The 16918-nt window shown below is 49.0% G+C and carries 18 protein-coding genes and 1 riboswitch; of the genes, 8 read left to right on the forward strand and 10 right to left on the reverse strand.

The window, feature by feature from the left end; all coding sequences use genetic code 11:
- Nucleotides 1-13 precede the first annotated feature (13 nt).
- Nucleotides 14-571 (forward strand): GbsR/MarR family transcriptional regulator, encoded by a 558-nt coding sequence (locus VK70_RS18205; RefSeq protein ID WP_025697898.1) that lies wholly within the window; start codon nt 14-16, stop codon nt 569-571.
- 128 nt (nt 572-699) lie between these two features.
- Here the strand turns inward: VK70_RS18205 and VK70_RS18210 are convergent, their stop codons facing one another.
- Entirely contained in the window at nt 700-1152 is a 453-nt protein-coding gene (locus VK70_RS18210) for a MarR family winged helix-turn-helix transcriptional regulator (protein WP_025697900.1), read from the reverse strand.
- Nucleotides 1153-1328: 176 nt separating this feature from the next.
- Between VK70_RS18210 and VK70_RS18215 the strand changes: the two genes are divergently transcribed.
- Nucleotides 1329-1778, forward strand: a complete 450-nt coding sequence (locus VK70_RS18215; protein ID WP_025697902.1) for a GNAT family N-acetyltransferase — start codon at nt 1329-1331, stop codon at nt 1776-1778.
- A gap of 81 nt (nt 1779-1859) precedes the next feature.
- Nucleotides 1860-2429, forward strand: coding sequence for a guanylate kinase (locus tag VK70_RS18220; protein ID WP_025697904.1), 570 nt, complete (start codon nt 1860-1862; stop codon nt 2427-2429).
- On the opposite strand, the gene VK70_RS18225 is transcribed toward VK70_RS18220, so the two are convergent.
- On the reverse strand, nt 2401-3255 hold the full coding sequence (locus VK70_RS18225) for a sulfite exporter TauE/SafE family protein (protein WP_025697906.1): 855 nt from the start codon (nt 3253-3255) through the stop codon (nt 2401-2403). The genes VK70_RS18220 and VK70_RS18225 overlap by 29 nt on opposite strands.
- A gap of 140 nt (nt 3256-3395) precedes the next feature.
- Between VK70_RS18225 and VK70_RS18230 the strand changes: the two genes are divergently transcribed.
- Nucleotides 3396-4334 carry a substrate-binding domain-containing protein gene (locus VK70_RS18230; RefSeq protein WP_025697907.1) on the forward strand — a complete coding sequence of 313 codons (939 nt, stop codon included), beginning with the start codon at nt 3396-3398 and terminating at the stop codon, nt 4332-4334.
- A gap of 101 nt (nt 4335-4435) precedes the next feature.
- On the opposite strand, the gene VK70_RS27340 is transcribed toward VK70_RS18230, so the two are convergent.
- Nucleotides 4436-4906: a C40 family peptidase gene (locus VK70_RS27340; RefSeq protein WP_081754960.1), complete on the reverse strand. Its 471-nt coding sequence runs from the start codon at nt 4904-4906 to the stop codon at nt 4436-4438.
- Between the two features lie 2 nt (nt 4907-4908).
- Nucleotides 4909-5042, reverse strand: a riboswitch (cyclic di-AMP (ydaO/yuaA leader).
- Nucleotides 5043-5382: 340 nt separating this feature from the next.
- On the opposite strand from VK70_RS27340, the gene VK70_RS18240 reads away from it, so the two are divergent.
- The 3 genes from VK70_RS18240 to VK70_RS18250 are packed head-to-tail and all read left to right on the forward strand — an operon-like array spanning nt 5383 to nt 8807.
- A complete protein-coding gene (locus VK70_RS18240) occupies nt 5383-6480 on the forward strand; it encodes a Fe(3+) ABC transporter substrate-binding protein (protein WP_025697911.1) in 1098 nt (365 codons plus the stop codon).
- Nucleotides 6481-6483: 3 nt separating this feature from the next.
- Nucleotides 6484-8133: an ABC transporter permease gene (locus tag VK70_RS18245; RefSeq protein WP_025697913.1), complete on the forward strand. Its 1650-nt coding sequence runs from the start codon at nt 6484-6486 to the stop codon at nt 8131-8133.
- Nucleotides 8130-8807 carry an ABC transporter ATP-binding protein gene (locus VK70_RS18250; protein ID WP_025697915.1) on the forward strand — a complete coding sequence of 226 codons (678 nt, stop codon included), beginning with the start codon at nt 8130-8132 and terminating at the stop codon, nt 8805-8807. The genes VK70_RS18245 and VK70_RS18250 overlap by 4 nt, the downstream gene beginning before the upstream one ends.
- Before the next feature lie 145 nt (nt 8808-8952).
- Here the strand turns inward: VK70_RS18250 and VK70_RS18255 are convergent, their stop codons facing one another.
- The 7 genes from VK70_RS18255 to VK70_RS18285 all read right to left on the reverse strand — a co-directional run bounded on the left by VK70_RS18255 (nt 8953) and on the right by VK70_RS18285 (nt 14693).
- A complete protein-coding gene (locus VK70_RS18255; RefSeq protein WP_025697917.1) occupies nt 8953-9891 on the reverse strand; it encodes a hypothetical protein in 939 nt (312 codons plus the stop codon).
- A gap of 141 nt (nt 9892-10032) precedes the next feature.
- Nucleotides 10033-10782: an ABC transporter permease gene (locus VK70_RS18260; protein ID WP_025697919.1), complete on the reverse strand. Its 750-nt coding sequence runs from the start codon at nt 10780-10782 to the stop codon at nt 10033-10035.
- Entirely contained in the window at nt 10757-11512 is a 756-nt protein-coding gene (locus VK70_RS18265) for an ABC transporter ATP-binding protein (protein WP_025697921.1), read from the reverse strand. Before VK70_RS18265 ends, VK70_RS18260 begins: the two co-directional genes overlap by 26 nt.
- Nucleotides 11513-11555: 43 nt before the next feature.
- Nucleotides 11556-12245: a response regulator transcription factor gene (locus VK70_RS18270; RefSeq protein WP_025697922.1), complete on the reverse strand. Its 690-nt coding sequence runs from the start codon at nt 12243-12245 to the stop codon at nt 11556-11558.
- Nucleotides 12242-13708 (reverse strand): sensor histidine kinase, encoded by a 1467-nt coding sequence (locus tag VK70_RS18275; RefSeq protein ID WP_025697923.1) that lies wholly within the window; start codon nt 13706-13708, stop codon nt 12242-12244. The genes VK70_RS18270 and VK70_RS18275 overlap by 4 nt, the downstream gene beginning before the upstream one ends.
- A gap of 45 nt (nt 13709-13753) precedes the next feature.
- Nucleotides 13754-14203: a divergent PAP2 family protein gene (locus VK70_RS18280; RefSeq protein WP_025697924.1), complete on the reverse strand. Its 450-nt coding sequence runs from the start codon at nt 14201-14203 to the stop codon at nt 13754-13756.
- A 226-nt stretch (nt 14204-14429) separates the two neighbouring features.
- A complete protein-coding gene (locus VK70_RS18285) occupies nt 14430-14693 on the reverse strand; it encodes a hypothetical protein (RefSeq protein WP_025697925.1) in 264 nt (87 codons plus the stop codon).
- A gap of 596 nt (nt 14694-15289) precedes the next feature.
- On the opposite strand from VK70_RS18285, the gene VK70_RS18290 reads away from it, so the two are divergent.
- A complete protein-coding gene (locus tag VK70_RS18290) occupies nt 15290-16741 on the forward strand; it encodes an alpha/beta hydrolase family protein (RefSeq protein ID WP_025697926.1) in 1452 nt (483 codons plus the stop codon).
- Nucleotides 16742-16918 lie beyond the last annotated feature (177 nt).

Here is a 16918-nt window from a genome sequence, read left to right on the forward strand (position 1 = left end):
AGGAGGAGACGGCATGAATGATTTAGAAGGGCTCGCGCCCGAGCAAATAGAGAGAATCAGCAAGGCCCGCGAGCGCGTCATCGATTCCATCGGCAAGAACATGGATCTGTACGGCGTGACTCTGTCCATCGGCCATTTGTACGGATATATGTATTTCAAGCAGGGTCCGGTTACGCTGGACGAGCTGAGCAAATCGATGGGCATGAGCAAGACGTCCATGAGCACCGGTGTGCGGACGCTGCTTGATCTGAAAATGATTGATAAGGTATGGGAGAAAGGAACGCGGAAAGATTTATTCGAGGCCTCATCCGATTGGTACCAGAATTTCAGTGATTATTTCTCGATTAAGTGGAGAAAAGCGGTGGAAAGCAACATGAACGCTCTAGCCAAATCTCTGAACGAGATCCGGGCGATTAAAGAAGAGTACGCCGGGGATGAAGCGCTGGCTGCTCTGCTTACTAAGGACGAGAACAAAATCGGGGACGCGATGAAATATTACCGCTGGCTGCTGAAGCTGATCGTGGCTCTCGAAACCGGTGAAATTTTCGAACTGATTCCGAAGGAAGAATAGGATTCCCTTTTGGACGGAGGCGATGGTGCTTGCTTGGACGCGAGGCTGCCATCGTCTTTATTTTTGCCGCACAGGCTGCTCGCCCGCCCCTAGCTGTTCCTCTGCGGGCAAGCGCTGGCGAGGGCAGCCTAATAGCTTCGCTTGTTTCCTTTTTTTACATATTCCCAGTCCTGTTCCACGTTCCGCCTTACCCTCTTCAGGAGCTTGTACAGCGTCTCGATTTCCTCGCCGGACAAGCCCGCCAGGGCTGTTTGGTCGGAATAGTCGGCTTCTCTTTTCAAAAAAGGATACACTTCTTCCCCTTTAGCGGTTGGGTACAGCTTCTTGATTTTCCGGTTGTCCGGATCGCTGCGCTTCTCGATCAACCCTTGAAGCTCCAGCTTGGCAATGGCGCGCGCCGCAGTCGTCCGGTCCACCTTGATCATCTCGGCCAGCTTCTCCTGGATGATCCCGGGCTGCTCGCAGATGCGGACCAGATACAAATATTGCCCCTTTGTCAGCTCCAATTCCTTGAATTCGATATTACTGATCGAGTCGAACGCTCTGGCAATCATCCCGATCTCACGTAAAACCTCGCTCATTTCAACGCTCCTATTTCTGATATTTTGTTGTAAATACAACAAAATAGTTTTATACTAATAGACATTAAGACATCCTTGGTTCCATTATGACCCGATCCGAAGCGGAAAGCCAGAAGCGGATGCGGCAATTTTTGAACTGCGGCCTGAAATCCCAAGACTTTACGAGGTGAGCGTTGATGAACTGGCATCTGAAAGCATTTGACGAGCTGTCCAATCTCGAGCTGTACAATATTTTGAAAGCAAGAACCAATATTTTCGTCGTTGAACAGAACTGCCCCTATTCCGAAGTGGACGGCAAGGACCCGGCCTGCCATCATCTGTTCCTGGAGGATCAAGGCGAGATCGTCGCCTACCTCCGGATTCTGCCCCCGGGCGTTGCTTATCCTGAAGCGTCAGTCGGCCGGTTCATCGTCGATCCGAAGCTCCGGGGAACGGGCCTCGGACGCGAGCTGTTTGGCAGGGGGCTCGCTTTTGTCAGAGACAGCCTGCAGGAAACCCGCGTCAAGATCCATGCGCAGGCTTACCTTCAAGACTTCTACGCCTCCTTCGGCTTCGAGCCGGTGTCGGACGTCTACCTGGAAGACGGAATTCCGCATATCGAAATGCTTCTTTCGCCGGAAGAATAAACCGTTTGGTCTGTCAGTCCGGCGGATAACTAACCCGATTACGACTTTCTGTATCCATTTCCCTACAAAGGAGTGTTGGTATTGGGACGCATTGTTGTGCTGTATGGTCCATCCGCTTCCGGCAAAACCGAAATTCAGCGGCAGCTCACGAATCCCGGGTTCCCCAGAATCATCACGGCGACCACCCGCCCGGCGCGGGCGAATGAAATTGACGGTGTACATTACCTGTTCATGGACAAAGAGAGTTTCCGGGAGAAAATGGCGCGCGGCGAGCTGATCGAGTGGACCGAGTATAACGGAGAATGGTACGGAACGCTGCGTTCGAGCATCGAGGAAGCCATAAACGGTCCGGCGGACGCCAATATCATCCTGGATCTTGCCGGTGTGCTTGCGCTGAAAGAGCGCTACCAAGAGCATATCCTCGCGATCTACATCGGCGCGGACCTTGCCTCTCTGACCAGAAGGCTGGCCGAAAGAGGCGGGGACTCGGCCGAAACGGCAAACAGACTGCGCAAGGCCCGTGAGCAGGAGCTCACCGAAGCCTATATGCAGCCTGCGGACGCCGTCCTGTGGAATAACGGCGGCACGGATTTCGCGGAGACGCTGAAGCGCGTCCGGGAAATCATTGCTTCCCATCGGCGGGAGGCGTAACGGCAACCGTGCTTATCCGTGCGGATTTGAGCGCTTTGGTAAACATCTTGATGGCAGACAGAATCAGTATGAAGCCCAGCACCAATTTCAGCAGGCTGGAAGAGATGTAAGCGATTAAGAGCCCGCCGATGAACGAACCCAAAATCGAACCGAGCCCCATGGGAACTACCAGTTCCTTCCATTCTTTTTTCTCTGCATAAGCCCCGTTGGAAGCATGCCTGATCATCCCGATCACCACCGTCGGCAGGCTAATCAGGACGCTGGCGGTCCCCGCTATCTTGATATCCACCCCGAACACAAGCAGCAGAGTTGGGATAATCAGTTCCCCTCCGGCAACCCCGAGCAAGCTGCTTACAATCCCGATGCCTATCCCAAAAGCAATCCCCACCAGCACGGCAACCGGCAGCGGCATCGCAATTCCGCTGGAGACAACCGGCGAGATGCCTTCCGCGACAAGAAGTACGCCAATGGAAACGAGCAGAATGAGAATGACTTTCTCAAGCGTCCGTTCGGACAGCCGCTTCGAGTAGTTCGCCCCCGTGTAAGCGCCAATCATCCCCCCGGCAATAAAAGAGGCAATGATCGGCAAGATGGCCGTCAGTTCCTTAATCGGAGCCTGAGGAAGACGAAAAGCCAGCGAGGAGATCAGGGTGATCAAGCTGACGGCCAGATTGAAAGCAACCGCCTGCCGCGTCGAATATTTAAACAATCCTACCAGCACTGGAAGGCGGAATTCCGCCCCGCCGAGTCCGATTAACCCGCCCAGACAGCCGATTGGCGCTCCTGTTAATACGGCGAGCAGTGATTTTTTCCCTTTTTCATTCATTAATAACGGCTCCTCTCCCACAAAACCGAACAAAACGCCACGAAACATAACAAAACCAGATTTAAAAAAAGTGTATCCTAGCCTATAATGATTGACAAGAGCAAGATATGAACGAATATTGACGAGGTGATGTATTCCACATGTCCGATAACACACTTTCCTATTCACCCGAAGAGGTATCCAAAATCCTTAAAATATCCAAAGGCACCGTATACGACCTGATCAAACGGGGAGAGCTTCCGTCTTACCGGATCGGAAAAAAGCTGCGGGTTACCCCCGCCGACCTGGAGGCCTATACCCGCCCGTCCAGTGCTGCTCCAAAGCATCAGCCCGAAGCGCCGGCGATTTCCATGGAGAAGCTTATTCTGGATAATCACGGACTCATCATATGCGGACAGGATATTGTCCTTGACGTGCTTTCCCGGCATATTGAAAAAAGAAATCCCTCCATCCGCTCCCTCCGTTCCTATGTGGGCAGTCTTGACGGACTTCTCTCCCTTTACCGGGGGACTGCGAATCTCGCTGCCGCTCATTTATGGGACGCAGAGACCGACGAATTCAATACTCCTTATGTCCGCAGACTGCTGCCCGGGCACCGGTGCGTCATCGTTAATCTGGTGTTCCGCAATCAGGGATTCTATGTCGCTCCCGGCAACCCGAAGAATATGCGCTCCTGGGAGAGTCTATTGGAACCGGGAATCGTCATGGCCAATCGGGAAAAAGGTTCGGGAACCCGCATCATGCTGGACGAATGGCTGCGCAGTATGAACGCGGATGCCCATTCCATTCAGGGCTACAGGCATGAAGAGATGAGCCATATCGCCGTGGCCAGCGCCGTCGCGAGGGGAATTGCCGATGTGGGGATCGGAACGGAGAAAGCGGCGCAGCAGGTGTCCGGCGTCGATTTCATTCCGCTCAAGAAGGAGCGGTACGATCTCGTCTTTTACAAGGAGGATATGGACAAGCCGCATTTCCAGGCGCTTCTCGCGACTCTGCGGTCGCCCGAATTCCAGCATGAAGTAAGCGGGCTCGGCGGGTATGATCTTTCAAGCTGCGGAGAGATTGTCGGGGAAGTGTGACCGGGAGAATCAGGAACTTGAACAAGACCGGGATTCCCGGGGCGGGGAATTTAAAAAGGACAAGCCCGGTGAAATACCAAGGGCTTGTCCTTCATTTTTATCTATTCACTAATCATCTTAGAATAACTCTGCTCATCAACCACCCGGCGGGCGGTAACATAACGGTCTTGATAATATGCATCCGACAGCTTGCTTATTCTTACGCCCTTGCGGCTGGAGGAATGAGCAAATTGACCATCACCTATGTAGATTCCTGCGTGGGAAATCCCTCTGCCAAATGTATTAAAAAACACCAAATCACCGGCACGCAGATCTTCTTTGGCTACTGAAGTTCCTACCTGAGCTTGAGACTGGGAAGTGCGCGGCAGATCATCAACATCAAATTTCTTTAATACATACAGGATGAATCCGGAACAATCGAACCCTGAAGTAGTAGTCCCTCCATAAAGGTAAGGTGTCCCCACGACTTGGTTTACGACACTTTCAAGTTTAACTTCACTTGCATATGTACTGGGTGCGGCGGAAGTAAAGATAGCAGCGGCTGCTAACAGCGATACGATGACTTTCTTCAGAGTTGTTCTCCCTTTCAGTGCCTACGGAGTTAGCTGAGGGTTCGGTTAAAGGTTCCCTATACTCCCTTGCTTGCAAGAATAATTCACCCGGAATGGTTCCCCCGTTTTCTAAAACGAAATTCGGCAACTAGTTAATATTTTGTAACTATTAATACTTTAATATATGAAAAAGAAGGCTGTCAATCCTATTTATAAATTTTGTTTTTTATATGTAAATCACATAGTTTCTCCATACTTTTATCTTGTACTACCTACTAATAATGGAAAAATAAGTAGAAACAAAATTGTAAACTATATCTCCCTAATCCCAGGATGTGGAACTCTATTGCGAGATTGTGACGAAAATGTGCTTATTTAAAATCACTATTATTAATTCCGGAAGTAATTGAGGTTAATCTTATTGACATAAAGAAAGCACTAAAGTTATCATGTTGCTAATTGAGAATAATAATCATTATCTAGGGGGATGTTTGGAAATGGTGAAGCGTAAATTCTTTGCTCCATTGCTTACGGGAGTACTTGCTGCCGGTCTGTTGGCCGGATGCGGAGCGGACAAGGCGAGTGAAGCCGGTGGTGCGGCGAATACAGAAGCGACGGCTAAGCCGAGCGCACAGGCTGCGGAGCAAGTGGTCAATATTTATTCCGCACGGAGCTATGATGTGGACGCGCTGCTGTATAAGAAATTCACGGAAGAAACCGGAATCAAAGTCAACGTGATTGACGGCAAAGCGGAAGAACTGATTGAGCGCCTGAAGCGTGAAGGCGAAAGCACGCAGGCCGACCTGTTCCTTACGGTAGACGGCGGCGTGTTGAACAATGCCAAGCAGGCTGGACTGCTTCAGCCGGTCACTTCGGCAACGATCGACCAGAATGTTCCGAAAGAACTCCGCGACCCGGAAAATCAGTGGATTGGACTCTCCACCCGCGCCCGCGTCATTGTCTACTCTAAGGATCGCGTAAAGCCGGAGCAGCTCTCGACCTACGAAGACCTGACCAGCCCGGCCTGGAAAGGCAAAGTGCTTGTCCGTCCATCCTCCAGCTTGTACAACCAGTCCCTGCTGTCCTCGTTCATTGAATTGAACGGCGAAGCGAAAGCGGAAGAATGGTCTAAAGGATTTGTCGCGAACCTGGCTCGTACTCCGGAAGGAAACGACCGCGATCAAGCCAAAGCGATTGTCGCCGGTGTGGGGGACGTGGCATTGATGAACAGTTATTACGTGGGCCTGCTGATGAATTCGGATGATCCGGAAGAAGCGAAGGTCGGCAAAAGCATCGGCGTCTTCTTCCCGAACCAGGAAACAACAGGCACCCATGTGAATATCAGCGGCGCAGGCGTAACCAAGTACAGCAAGAACAAGGAAAACGCCGTCAAGTTGATTGAATTCCTGACCGGCACCGAAGCGCAGACGATGGTTACCAATGAAAACTTCGAGTTCCCTGTGAATGCCACAGCCGAGCTGCCCGAGCTGCTCAAATCCTGGGGAACGTTCAAAACGCAGCAAATCGATTTCAACAAACTGGGCGTTCATAATGCCAAAGCGATTGAAATCATGAACAAAACAGGCTGGAAATAACATATGCATCTAAACACAGTTAAGGTACAGATAAAAAGACGCCTTAGCGGTTGGCGAATCGTAAGCTTGGCGGGGGCGGCAGTTATTTTGCTGCCCATTCTTTTTGTACTGCTCTCGATCTTTAATCCGCCGAATGACAATTGGGTTCAAATCAGGCAGTACCTCGTAAAAGATTATATCGCCCAGACGGTTCAGCTGACGCTGACGGTTGCCGTGCTGACAGCATTGCTCGGGGTAACGCTGGCCTGGCTTACGGCGGTCTATGATTTTCCGGGAAAACGGTTCTTTAGGTGGGCGCTGATTCTTCCTTTAGCCATTCCACCATACATCGCCGCCTTTACATACAGCACGATGTTCAGCTACACCGGCATTGTCCAGACCACTCTTCGGAACCGGTTCGGAATTGTTCCCAATCAGGAACTTATTACCGTCTCCTCCATGCGGGGCGCGGTCCTTGTATTCACCTTGTTTTTATTTCCTTATGTATATCTGATTACCAAATCGTTTCTGGAAAAACAGAGCGCCTCATATATTGAGAACGCCCGGCTGCTCGGAAGGAACGGCCTGTCGATATTCCTGCGGATCGCGCTTCCTTTGTCCCGGCCGGCCATTGCGGGCAGTATCAGCCTCGTCATCTTTGAGGTGTTGAGCGATTACGGGGTCACAAGCTATTTTGGCATACAGACCGTCTCCACGGCGATCTTCCAGACCTGGTTCGGGATGTATGACGCCGATTCGGCGATGCGCCTTGCCGCCTGGCTGATGATGATTGTCCTCGGCTTGTTCCTGGTCGAAATGCTGCTGCGCAAACGCCGCGCTTACAGCTCGACGACGAGTAAATCGAGGCCGCTTGTACCGAGGCGCTTAACGGGAGTTCGCGGGTGGACGGCTAGCCTGTTCTGTATGATCGTTTGGTGCGCGGCGTTTTTGTTCCCGCTTCTGCAATTAATCGTATGGGCGGGCTGGACCTTTGACAGCATGTGGAACGCAGGATTGTTCCGGCTGATCTATCAAACCTTGTTCGTGGCTGTCATCTCCACCTTGATCATCATGATTTTTTCGCTGATTGCCGCCGGGGCGAACCGGACGCGTTCCACAGCTTCATTTGTCCTTTCCAAGGCGGTAACCGCCGGATATTCGATGCCCGGGGCTATCATCGCCATCGGTGTGCTGGTCGTTTTTTTGAAGCTGGATAAAGTCTGGGCGGCCTTCCATCATCAGCTCACGCTCGGGGGAATCCCTCTGGTGCTCAGTCTAACGATCGCGATGCTGATCGCGGGGTACGTGATCCGGTTTATGGCTACGGGGTACAACGCCGTGGAAGTCGGGTTTGAGAAAATCGGCCGGAAATATACGGAAGCGTCCCGACTGCTGGGGCACGGAATGACCGCAACCTTTTTCAAGGTGGATCTGCCTTTAATTAAGGGAGCGGTGATGAGCGGGTGCCTCTTGACCTTTGTGGAGATCTGCAAGGAGCTGCCGCTGGCCTTGATCCTTAGACCCTTCAATTTCGAGACTTTGGCGACAAAAGCTTACCGTTATGCGAGCGATGAACAGATTTTTGAGGCGTCCATTCCCTCTTTGCTGATCATTGGCATCAGCTTGATCTCGGTTTATGTTATGCATTATTTAGACAGGAGGTGGGAGCAATGAGTATCGTAGACATCCGTAATTTATCCTTCTCTTATGGACGGGGCAAGTCCCCGGTGATCGACCGGTTCTCCTGTTCCATTGAAAAAGGGGATATCGTCGGAATCGTAGGCGCAAGCGGAAACGGAAAAAGCACGCTGCTGCGGCTGATTGCGGGTCTGGAGATCCCTTCGGACGGCGAGATTCAGATCAACGGGGCTCCCGTTGTGAATGAGGGCTGCTACATCCAGCCGGAGCGGCGGGGCGTCGGTATGGTGTTTCAGGACTACGCCCTGTTCCCTCATATGACCGTCCGCAAAAATATCGAGTTCGCCCTGCACCGTCTCCCCCGCAAAGAACGGGCCAAGCGGCTGGAGGACATGCTTGATCTTGTCCAGCTGGGCGAATTCAAGGATCGTTACCCGCATGAGCTGAGCGGCGGACAGCAGCAGAGGGTGGCGCTCGCCCGGGCGCTGGCGCAGAAGCCGGAGGTTCTGCTGATGGACGAACCCTTTAGCAACCTGGATGCAGGGCTGAAGGACGCGATCCGCTCCGAACTGCGGGCCATTCTAAAGAAAGCGCAGATGACCTGCCTGTTCGTCACCCATGACCATCAGGATGTGGAGGCGATCAGCGACCGGTCAATTCATCTGGGTCCGGAGTCTGATTTAACCGAACGGAAATTTGCTACTCCATAAAAATAAAGCCTTAACCTCGCTAGGGCTGTATTTCATAAGCTGCTTGTTCCGGTTCCAGACTTTCCTGGCAGCCTGAAGCCGGTCAAGGATGAACCCCTTGACCGGCCTCGTTTGAAATCCATAAAATCTTTAATTTCCGCTTCGTTTATTCGTGGTGTCTGCCTTCATAATCGTCCTTCACTTGCTGCACTTGTTTACCGCTTAAGTCAATAGAATCAGGGGTTGTTCCATTAAAAGCAGACAGCTGGAGGTCCAGGCTTGCAGTCAATGTATGGGGTACTCCCTGGGCATCCTGGCCGGTAAATGTGATGTCAAATTGTTGGCGCTGAATTTCATTAGCTGGATTAACCACCGCATTCAGGTTGATGCTTTGAATTTGCACACCATCCGTCAGAGCAATGTCCTTGGCGTTAAACAGACTTTGGTGAAACAGCTCTCCCGGATCGCTTTCCTTCGCTGCCGTCCCGTTGTCGCCAGGGCGAGTCCACTGTGACTGATTCGATAGATGTTTGAAGGCAACTGGTGCGAGGGCTTGCACAACAGCCGGAATTTGTGCGCTCTCAAGCTGAAGCGAAATTTTCTTGGAGCCGTCACTTTCTGAGGTGGAAGTGATTTCATTCTTTAAATTTCCGATCAGCGCATCAATTACTGTCTCTTCCTGACTGCTAAGCCAAGCCGCATCCTTTGTCTCTTTACCTGCTTCCTGATCATTCTTCTCTGCCTTATCCTGCTTCACATAATAAATATCCGAAGCATCGCTTTTCCAGACTATTCCGTCAGGCTGACTGTAGACGCTGATGTTCTGCGAACCAACCTTTCCGTTAATCTTGACTGTTCCACTCACTGCTTCATTTTTCAGGCTTGCCTTCAAATTGCTCTGTGCCTGGCTAAGCAGGGTGCCGTTGTCCTTGAGGACAGCATCAGCCTGTACAGTAACACTTTCCAGATTCTGTGCAGTATTCTTTAGCGCAGCCTTATAATCTTCATAACCTGAGGTTCCCGCAAACGCTGTAAGACCGGTGGCTAACATAATAGCACCGCTAATTCCAACTGCGCTTCCACTCAACAGCCACTTCTTCTTCATCCTTGCATCTTCCCTTCACTCTAGTTTTATCTTACAAGCTAATCCTAAGTGATAATCCTAAATTTACCATGAAGTGACTATTAAAAAAATCTTAAGTTACATTAACTTAAAGAGTGAATGGAATCTTACAGCAATTCCCTGCTAAACCTCCTTCCGATCAAAGAAGATATAGCCCAGCGTTAAAAACATAATCAAACCGGATAGCAGGAACAGGGATGTGGTGGCGAGTCTGCCTGTGGAGACGGTATGGCTTAACCATAATGAATACCAATCTGTATATGATGTTATGGAAAAAAAGGAGAAGCCGTTTATAAAGTAAGGAACCGTTTTGGCCCCGGTGTATAACAGAATGGAAAATACCAGAAATCCGCCGGCGCTGCGAAAAAATTGAGCGATGAATATGAACAAGGCTGCAAGCGACAGCATAGACAGGAAAGCTGCTGCGTAAGCTTTTAGCAATCCGAAGATGTCTATACTTCCCGTACCCGGAATTCCGAATAAAATATTGCACAGTGTGCTTACCGTCCCCAAGAGCAGCAGCAATGCGCCGATTGCCACACCGAGGGCAAGAAATTTAGCCAAATAAGCGCCTAATCTCGTTATAGGCCGCAGCAGCGCCAGTTTCAATGTGCGTGATGAAATTTCCTGCGGAAATAAATCGGCAATCTCCACAAACATGAACAAGGGAATTAAGAATACCGTGTAGATCTCCAGCATTTGAACCGGATAGGAAGGACTGACCGCAATCAGCCCCAGAACAGGGTGAAGAGCATGGAATAACAAGATTAGCAGAACTGGAATTAAGACGGAAACTAGGAAGAAGAACATTGTTTTTTTGCGATAAATCATAAGCTGCAATTCGTTTTTAAGGCCTGCTCTCAAGCCGTCCATTTTCCATCAGCTCCTTTCCTTTTTGTAGTTCGGCAATGTAATACTGTTCCAGGGATATATTGTCCGTCAGCAGTTCCTGCACATTTCCTTCACGAACCAGAACGCCTTGATGCAAAATGCCTACTCTGTTGCAAAGCTGCTCCAATTCATGAATCATGTGGCTGGAAATCAGGAAGGTGATCCCCTGTTCAGCCGATAATTGTTTAACCAGACCGCGAAAATGAACCACTCCTTCGACATCCAGTCCGTTTGTCGGCTCATCCCAGATCACGAGTTCCGGGTTATGCAGGATGGACGAGGCCATTGCAAGCTTTTGCTTCATGCCGGTGGAGTAGTGCCTTATTTTTTCTTTGGCAAAAGAGGCAAGACCAACCGCCTCAAGCACCTCAGCAATCCGCTGCGGCCGGATATCCGGATAAAAGTTGGCATTCAGCTTCAGATATTGGCCCGCTGTAACATAATCGTAAAAATCAGCCGATTCGATCATGCAGCCTACCTTCCTCATACTCGATGAAAAAGATTGCCCGAGATCTTCTCCAAACAATGAAATGCTTCCAAAGCTCGGAGAAATCAGGCCGGTCAGCATTTTCAGAAGTGTTGTTTTGCCGGCACCATTGGGTCCAAGCAATCCGTATATATCACCTTTTTGCAGCATCAAATCCACACCGCTAATGCCCCTGCCGTTTCGGAATTCTTTACTCACTCCAGTTAGCTTGGCTATGCTTTCCATGCCTTCTCCCCCTTGGCGTTGACTTAAGACCTTTTTACAAAATTCAGGAACGAAAACGATATCCGGCACCCCAAAGAGTCTCAATGTATAACGGATTGGCTGAATCCTCTTCGATTTTTTCCCGGAGCTTGCGGATGTGCACGGTTACCGTCTGAGTATCTCCCAAAGAGTCAACCCCCCATAATCTTTCAAAGAGCTGATCCTTGCTGAATACATGATTGGGGTGCAGCGCCAGAAAATAAAGCAGATCAAATTCCTTGGTTGTCAGCGTAACCTCCACATCCCTGATAAAAGCACGGCGGGAGTCAGGATTAAGCCTTAATCCCCTGATTTCCAGTTCATTCGTGGATGATCCACGCCCCTTCAGACGGTCATAACGAGACAAATGGGCTTTTACTCTGGCGACCAGTTCCGCGGGCTTAAAGGGTTTGGTCATATAATCATCCGCACCAAGACCCAGCCCGCGCACAATGTCAATATCCTCCCGTCTGGCGGTAACCATAAGGATGGGAATATCCAACTCGTCGCGAATTCTTTTACATACCTCGAAGCCATTCAGCTTGGGCAGCATGACATCCAGCACGATTAACTCGAATTTGCCGCTAAGACCAAGCTCCAAGCCGTGTTCTCCATTTATGGCGATTTCAGTTTGATATCCGTTCATCTCCAGGTAATCCCGCTGGAGCTCGGCAATTGAAGGCTCATCTTCTACAATCAGTATCGTTCGCTTCATTCTCCTGCGCCTCCTTCCTCAATCGGTAAAACAATACGAATCACCGTTCCCTCGCCTTCCTTGGTGTCCGCATAGATAGCTCCTCCATGCTCCGTAATGATCTGCTTAGCGATGGCAAGACCGAGGCCGCTGCCGCCGGTATTCGTATTTCTGGACTGCTCTGCCCGGTAAAATCGTTCGAAAATATGCTCGGCCGCTTCCGGAGGAATACCCGGTCCGTTATCTCCAATGGCCAGTGTGAAGTTTTGCGCCTCTATCCAGGTATGGATGGTGATTCTCCTTTCAGGCTTATCCATATACTTCAGACTGTTCTGAATGATATTGCCAAGCACACGTTTAAACGAATCGCGGTCTACAGATACCCGAGCTGCCTCCTCGCCATTCATCGCGATGTGCAGATCTACCTTCTGCTTTTCCAGATCCAACTTCAGCTCCTCCACCCAATCATTCAGGAAAGGCAGAATAGGTACAGACTCAAAAGAAAACGGCAGCTTCTGCATGTCCAGCTTCGAGTACAGAAACAATTCATCAATCAGGTGATCCATTTCACCGGCCTTAGCGGCAATCGTACGCATGTATTTTTCATTTTTTTCCGGCGAATCAGCCACACCTTCCAATATCCCATCCACATAGCCTTTAATAGCAGTGATTGGCGTCTTTAAATCATGGGAAATATTCGTGATCAGCTCTTTGCGGTTCGTTTCATATTGCTGCTGGACAAGAATAGACTGCTGAAGTTTGGACCTCATCTCTTCAAAGGCCATCCCAAGCTGTCCCAGTTCATCTTTGCCGCTAATCTTCACCTGGAAATTCAAATCCCCCTCGGTCACCCGCTTCGCCGCTTTTCGCAGTTCAAGCAAAGGACGGATAATTGTTCTCGACATATAGGTAGTAAGCAGAATATGCGTCAGCAAGAGAACGACTACTGTGGACTGAGACAAAATTGGAAAAAAAGTCCTCAAGGAATAAACCAACGGATCAATTTTGCTCACTAGGAAAATACTTACCGGTCCTAAATCATTGGATAATAAATCAAATTGGGCGATCTGATACCATTCATTGTTGTATTTCTGTTGAAAAGGTTCATAATGAGATCCCGCTTGTTTGAAACCCGGAAAATTATCGGTTAACCCCTGTTTAAGCAGAAGATCGTCTGAGGCATATAGTACCGTGTTCTCAGAGCGGATATATAGAGAGGTATTTTTTTTGAGCAGATCTGCCGATAAATCGTTCAGAAAAACGGTATCCGTGAGTAAATCTGTATTTTGCATGAAGGTATGTTTGATGAGATTGCTTGTTTCGTGCTCTTCTAATCGTTCAAATTTACTCTCATAAATACTTTTAAGGCTTTGCACATCTCCCTGATAGACGACTGTCATTAGCATGGCTGTTATAATAAGCAGAAGCAATGGTACCACCAGCATTGCCGCGTACGACAGCAGAAATTTCAAACGAATGGACATATATGATCAATCACCCTACCTCTTTTTGTTTCCAGGACGTTCTTATCATAAGATAATGTAGTACAAAACAAAGCTGATTACCACGCCTAGCACCAGTCCGACCAGCACTTCAAGAGGACGATGCCCAAGAAGCTCCTTGAGATGTGCCGCCGGTGTCTTATCCCTCGTTATCTGCGAAAGGTTTTGAGTTATACGGTTTAATAGAGCGGCATGCAGCCCTGCATGACGCCGAATACCTGCTGCGTCGTACATTGTAATCGCACACACGACCGCGGCAATGGCAAATAGAGAGGAATCCAATCCATTCATAATTCCTATAGACGTCGCCAGAGAAGCGGCAGCCGCAGAATGCGAGCTGGGCATTCCTCCTGTACTAAAAGCCAGCGCCGGATTCCAGGTTCTGCCAAGGAACAGATTCAAGGGAACCTTGATAACTTGGGCTAAGATCATAGAGATTAGGGCGGAAACAAGGGGGAAATTATAAATATTATGCAATATCGGTAAGCCTCCTGTTATCAACTTGGTCCGTCTACTCCAATGTAAGGCCCAAGTATAAACTGGTCATGAATCAATTCTTAACGAATTATTAATTTACGCCGGTTGATTTAGCAAGTGGCTATACGGCAGCCCACGTGAAAAATCCGCCAGCGTGCAATGCTGGCGGAAAGAGGCACAGGGTAAAGCAATTAGAATAAACAAGCTGCTTGGGTATTCAGGAGACTCAGCTTGAATGGCTGCCGTATTTGTTTTTATAATATTTATGCCCTTGACGTTCTCCTCCATGACGGTAGTCCGAGGAAGAACTCCCTTTGAACCTCGGCTTGGCACTGCTGGAATAGCGGCTCGAATGCTCCCTCCGGTCGGAGCGGAGATACTCGGCATCCTCCCTTCTTCCTCGGTTACTGCTCGAATTCCGGCGATGGACATGCTCGCTTTTGGATTGCTCAATGGAATGAGTCACTTTTCTCAATAGTTTCTTAAACATTCAGTCTCCTCCTCTATCATTTGAAGCTGTACCGCAAAAGCCCCGAAGGTTTAACCCGCTTTAATATGCCATGGTTCTACTTGCTAGTCGTTCATGCTCGGGTTCCACATGAATTAATACTTGGCATTCACAGATAGCTCTGTTTCACTTTGCTTGACAACCCGTCTTTTTATAAATATTACCAAATGAATGCTGAGTGGGTCTATAGCAATCTTTTTGCCAGCTAGCAGTAAATTAGCGCTTGATTTCGTTGGAATTGCAAAAACGATTTTATTATCCGATACAAAGGGGAAGAGAATCATAAAGGTATAGATAATTACTTAAGGACGATATTTTTGTGGCAGAGGTATCGTTCTTCCAGAGGGGTAAGAGCAAGCCAACTATAAGAAGAATAAGCATGGCTGGACCATTTTAAAGAAAGCGCAGATGGCCTGCTTGTTCGTCACCCACGACCGGCAGGATGTGGAGACGATCAGGACCGTTCGATTCATATGGGGTCAGAGTTCTTAAACCAATTTTAAACTTAACCCACCCGAAGAATTAACCTTGATTCGTTATTATTATTGCAAACAGAAAGAATCGAGGAGATTTAAGCGATGCGTGTGTTGGAAATGATCCTGACAGCCATTGATTTGCTGGTATTGTTGTATTCTGTGTTTTGTAAACCAATCTCAGAAAAAAAAGTAATGGGCATGCTGCTTGGTACTGGATTGTTAGCATTCCTGGTCTTACAACTGTTTCTGGAAGGCTACCGGTGGCAGCTGGTTCCCCTTTATATCGTCACTTTTATCCTGTCGGCAAGCATTCTGGTTAGACTGTTCAGACCGATTCCGGCGGTAAAAAAACGGCGTTTTCTCAAATACATAAACTGTTTTTTACTATGTGTGCTGCTTATTATCTCTACCGTTCTTGCTGTAAGCTTGCCGGTATTTGATTTACCAAAGCCAGGCGGAGCAGACACAGTTGGGACGGCTACCTTTGATTGGATCGACGGGAACCGCGAGGAAACACTCACAGCCGATCCGGGAGATAAGCGCGAGCTCGTAGTCCAAGTATGGTATCCGGCGGAGAAGACGGACGGCCCGCCGCAGTTTCTTTTTCCCCAGGACGCGCAAATCTTTCACAATTACATCGCTGCTTTTGCCGAGGGGCTTCATCTGCCTGCATTCGCCCTGGATTACTGGAAGTATTCACGCAGCCATTCCTTTCAAGATGCACCCGTCTTATCTTCTGCCAAGCCGTATCCCTTGGTTATCATAAACCATGGAATGGGCACCAGCACAATTCTGCATGCCTCACAAGCCGAAAATCTGGCAAGCCACGGGTATATCGTAGCCGCCATCGACCATACGTACAGCACGGCGGCAACGGCATTTTCGGACGGCCGGATAACGGGGTTCACAACGGAACTGTCTGCCAAGGATGTCCATGATAAGGCCCGCGCTATCGGAGAGATATGGACTCAGGATGTGGAGTTTGTGCTAAGCCGATTGGAAGCATTAAATGCAGGACGGATTGAGAGCGATTTTAAAGGCAAAATCGATTTGGACAACGTTGGCATTATGGGCCATTCGTTTGGTGGGGCAACCGCATATAACGCGGCCTATACGATGGACAAAATTAAAGCCGGGATTAATATGGATGGGACACTGCTCGAATTGGACCGGGATCAAATAAACAAGCCGTTCATGTTCTTACAATCCGATGATTCCGCGAAAATGATTGAAGCCTTGGATGATCCCGCTGTTCCGGAGGAGATAAAAGAACGGATCGCCAAAGAGATAAAAATTACCCGCCATGTGATTGAACGCGGAGGCAAGAGTATTCATATCAAGGGAACTGCCCATTATAATTTTACGGATCTGCAATTCTATTCGCCGCTAATTAAATATATGGGAATGACCGGCAGTATTGAAGGACACCGTGGGGCATTCCTTGTAAGCCGGTACGTTTTGGATTTTTTCGACAAATATTTAAAGGACGGCGCTGGCGCACTGATCAACGGACCTGATGCGAATGATCCGGAGGTGGAATTTCAGACGCTGTAAGTTCACCATGTTTTGAAACACCGATTCTTATCATAGAAATATGGAAACTGTCGCCCTCGTAAGAGTTCGGCAGTTTTTTGTTATGATTCCAGCCGGACTGAACCTAAAATTGAAAGAATGGTATGTATTGTGACAAATTTATTAATTTTTAGTAAAAACATAACACAATAATTGCCA

Source organism: Paenibacillus durus ATCC 35681 (assembly GCF_000993825.1).
Taxonomy (GTDB): Bacteria; Bacillota; Bacilli; order Paenibacillales; family Paenibacillaceae; genus Paenibacillus_AQ; species Paenibacillus_AQ durus_B.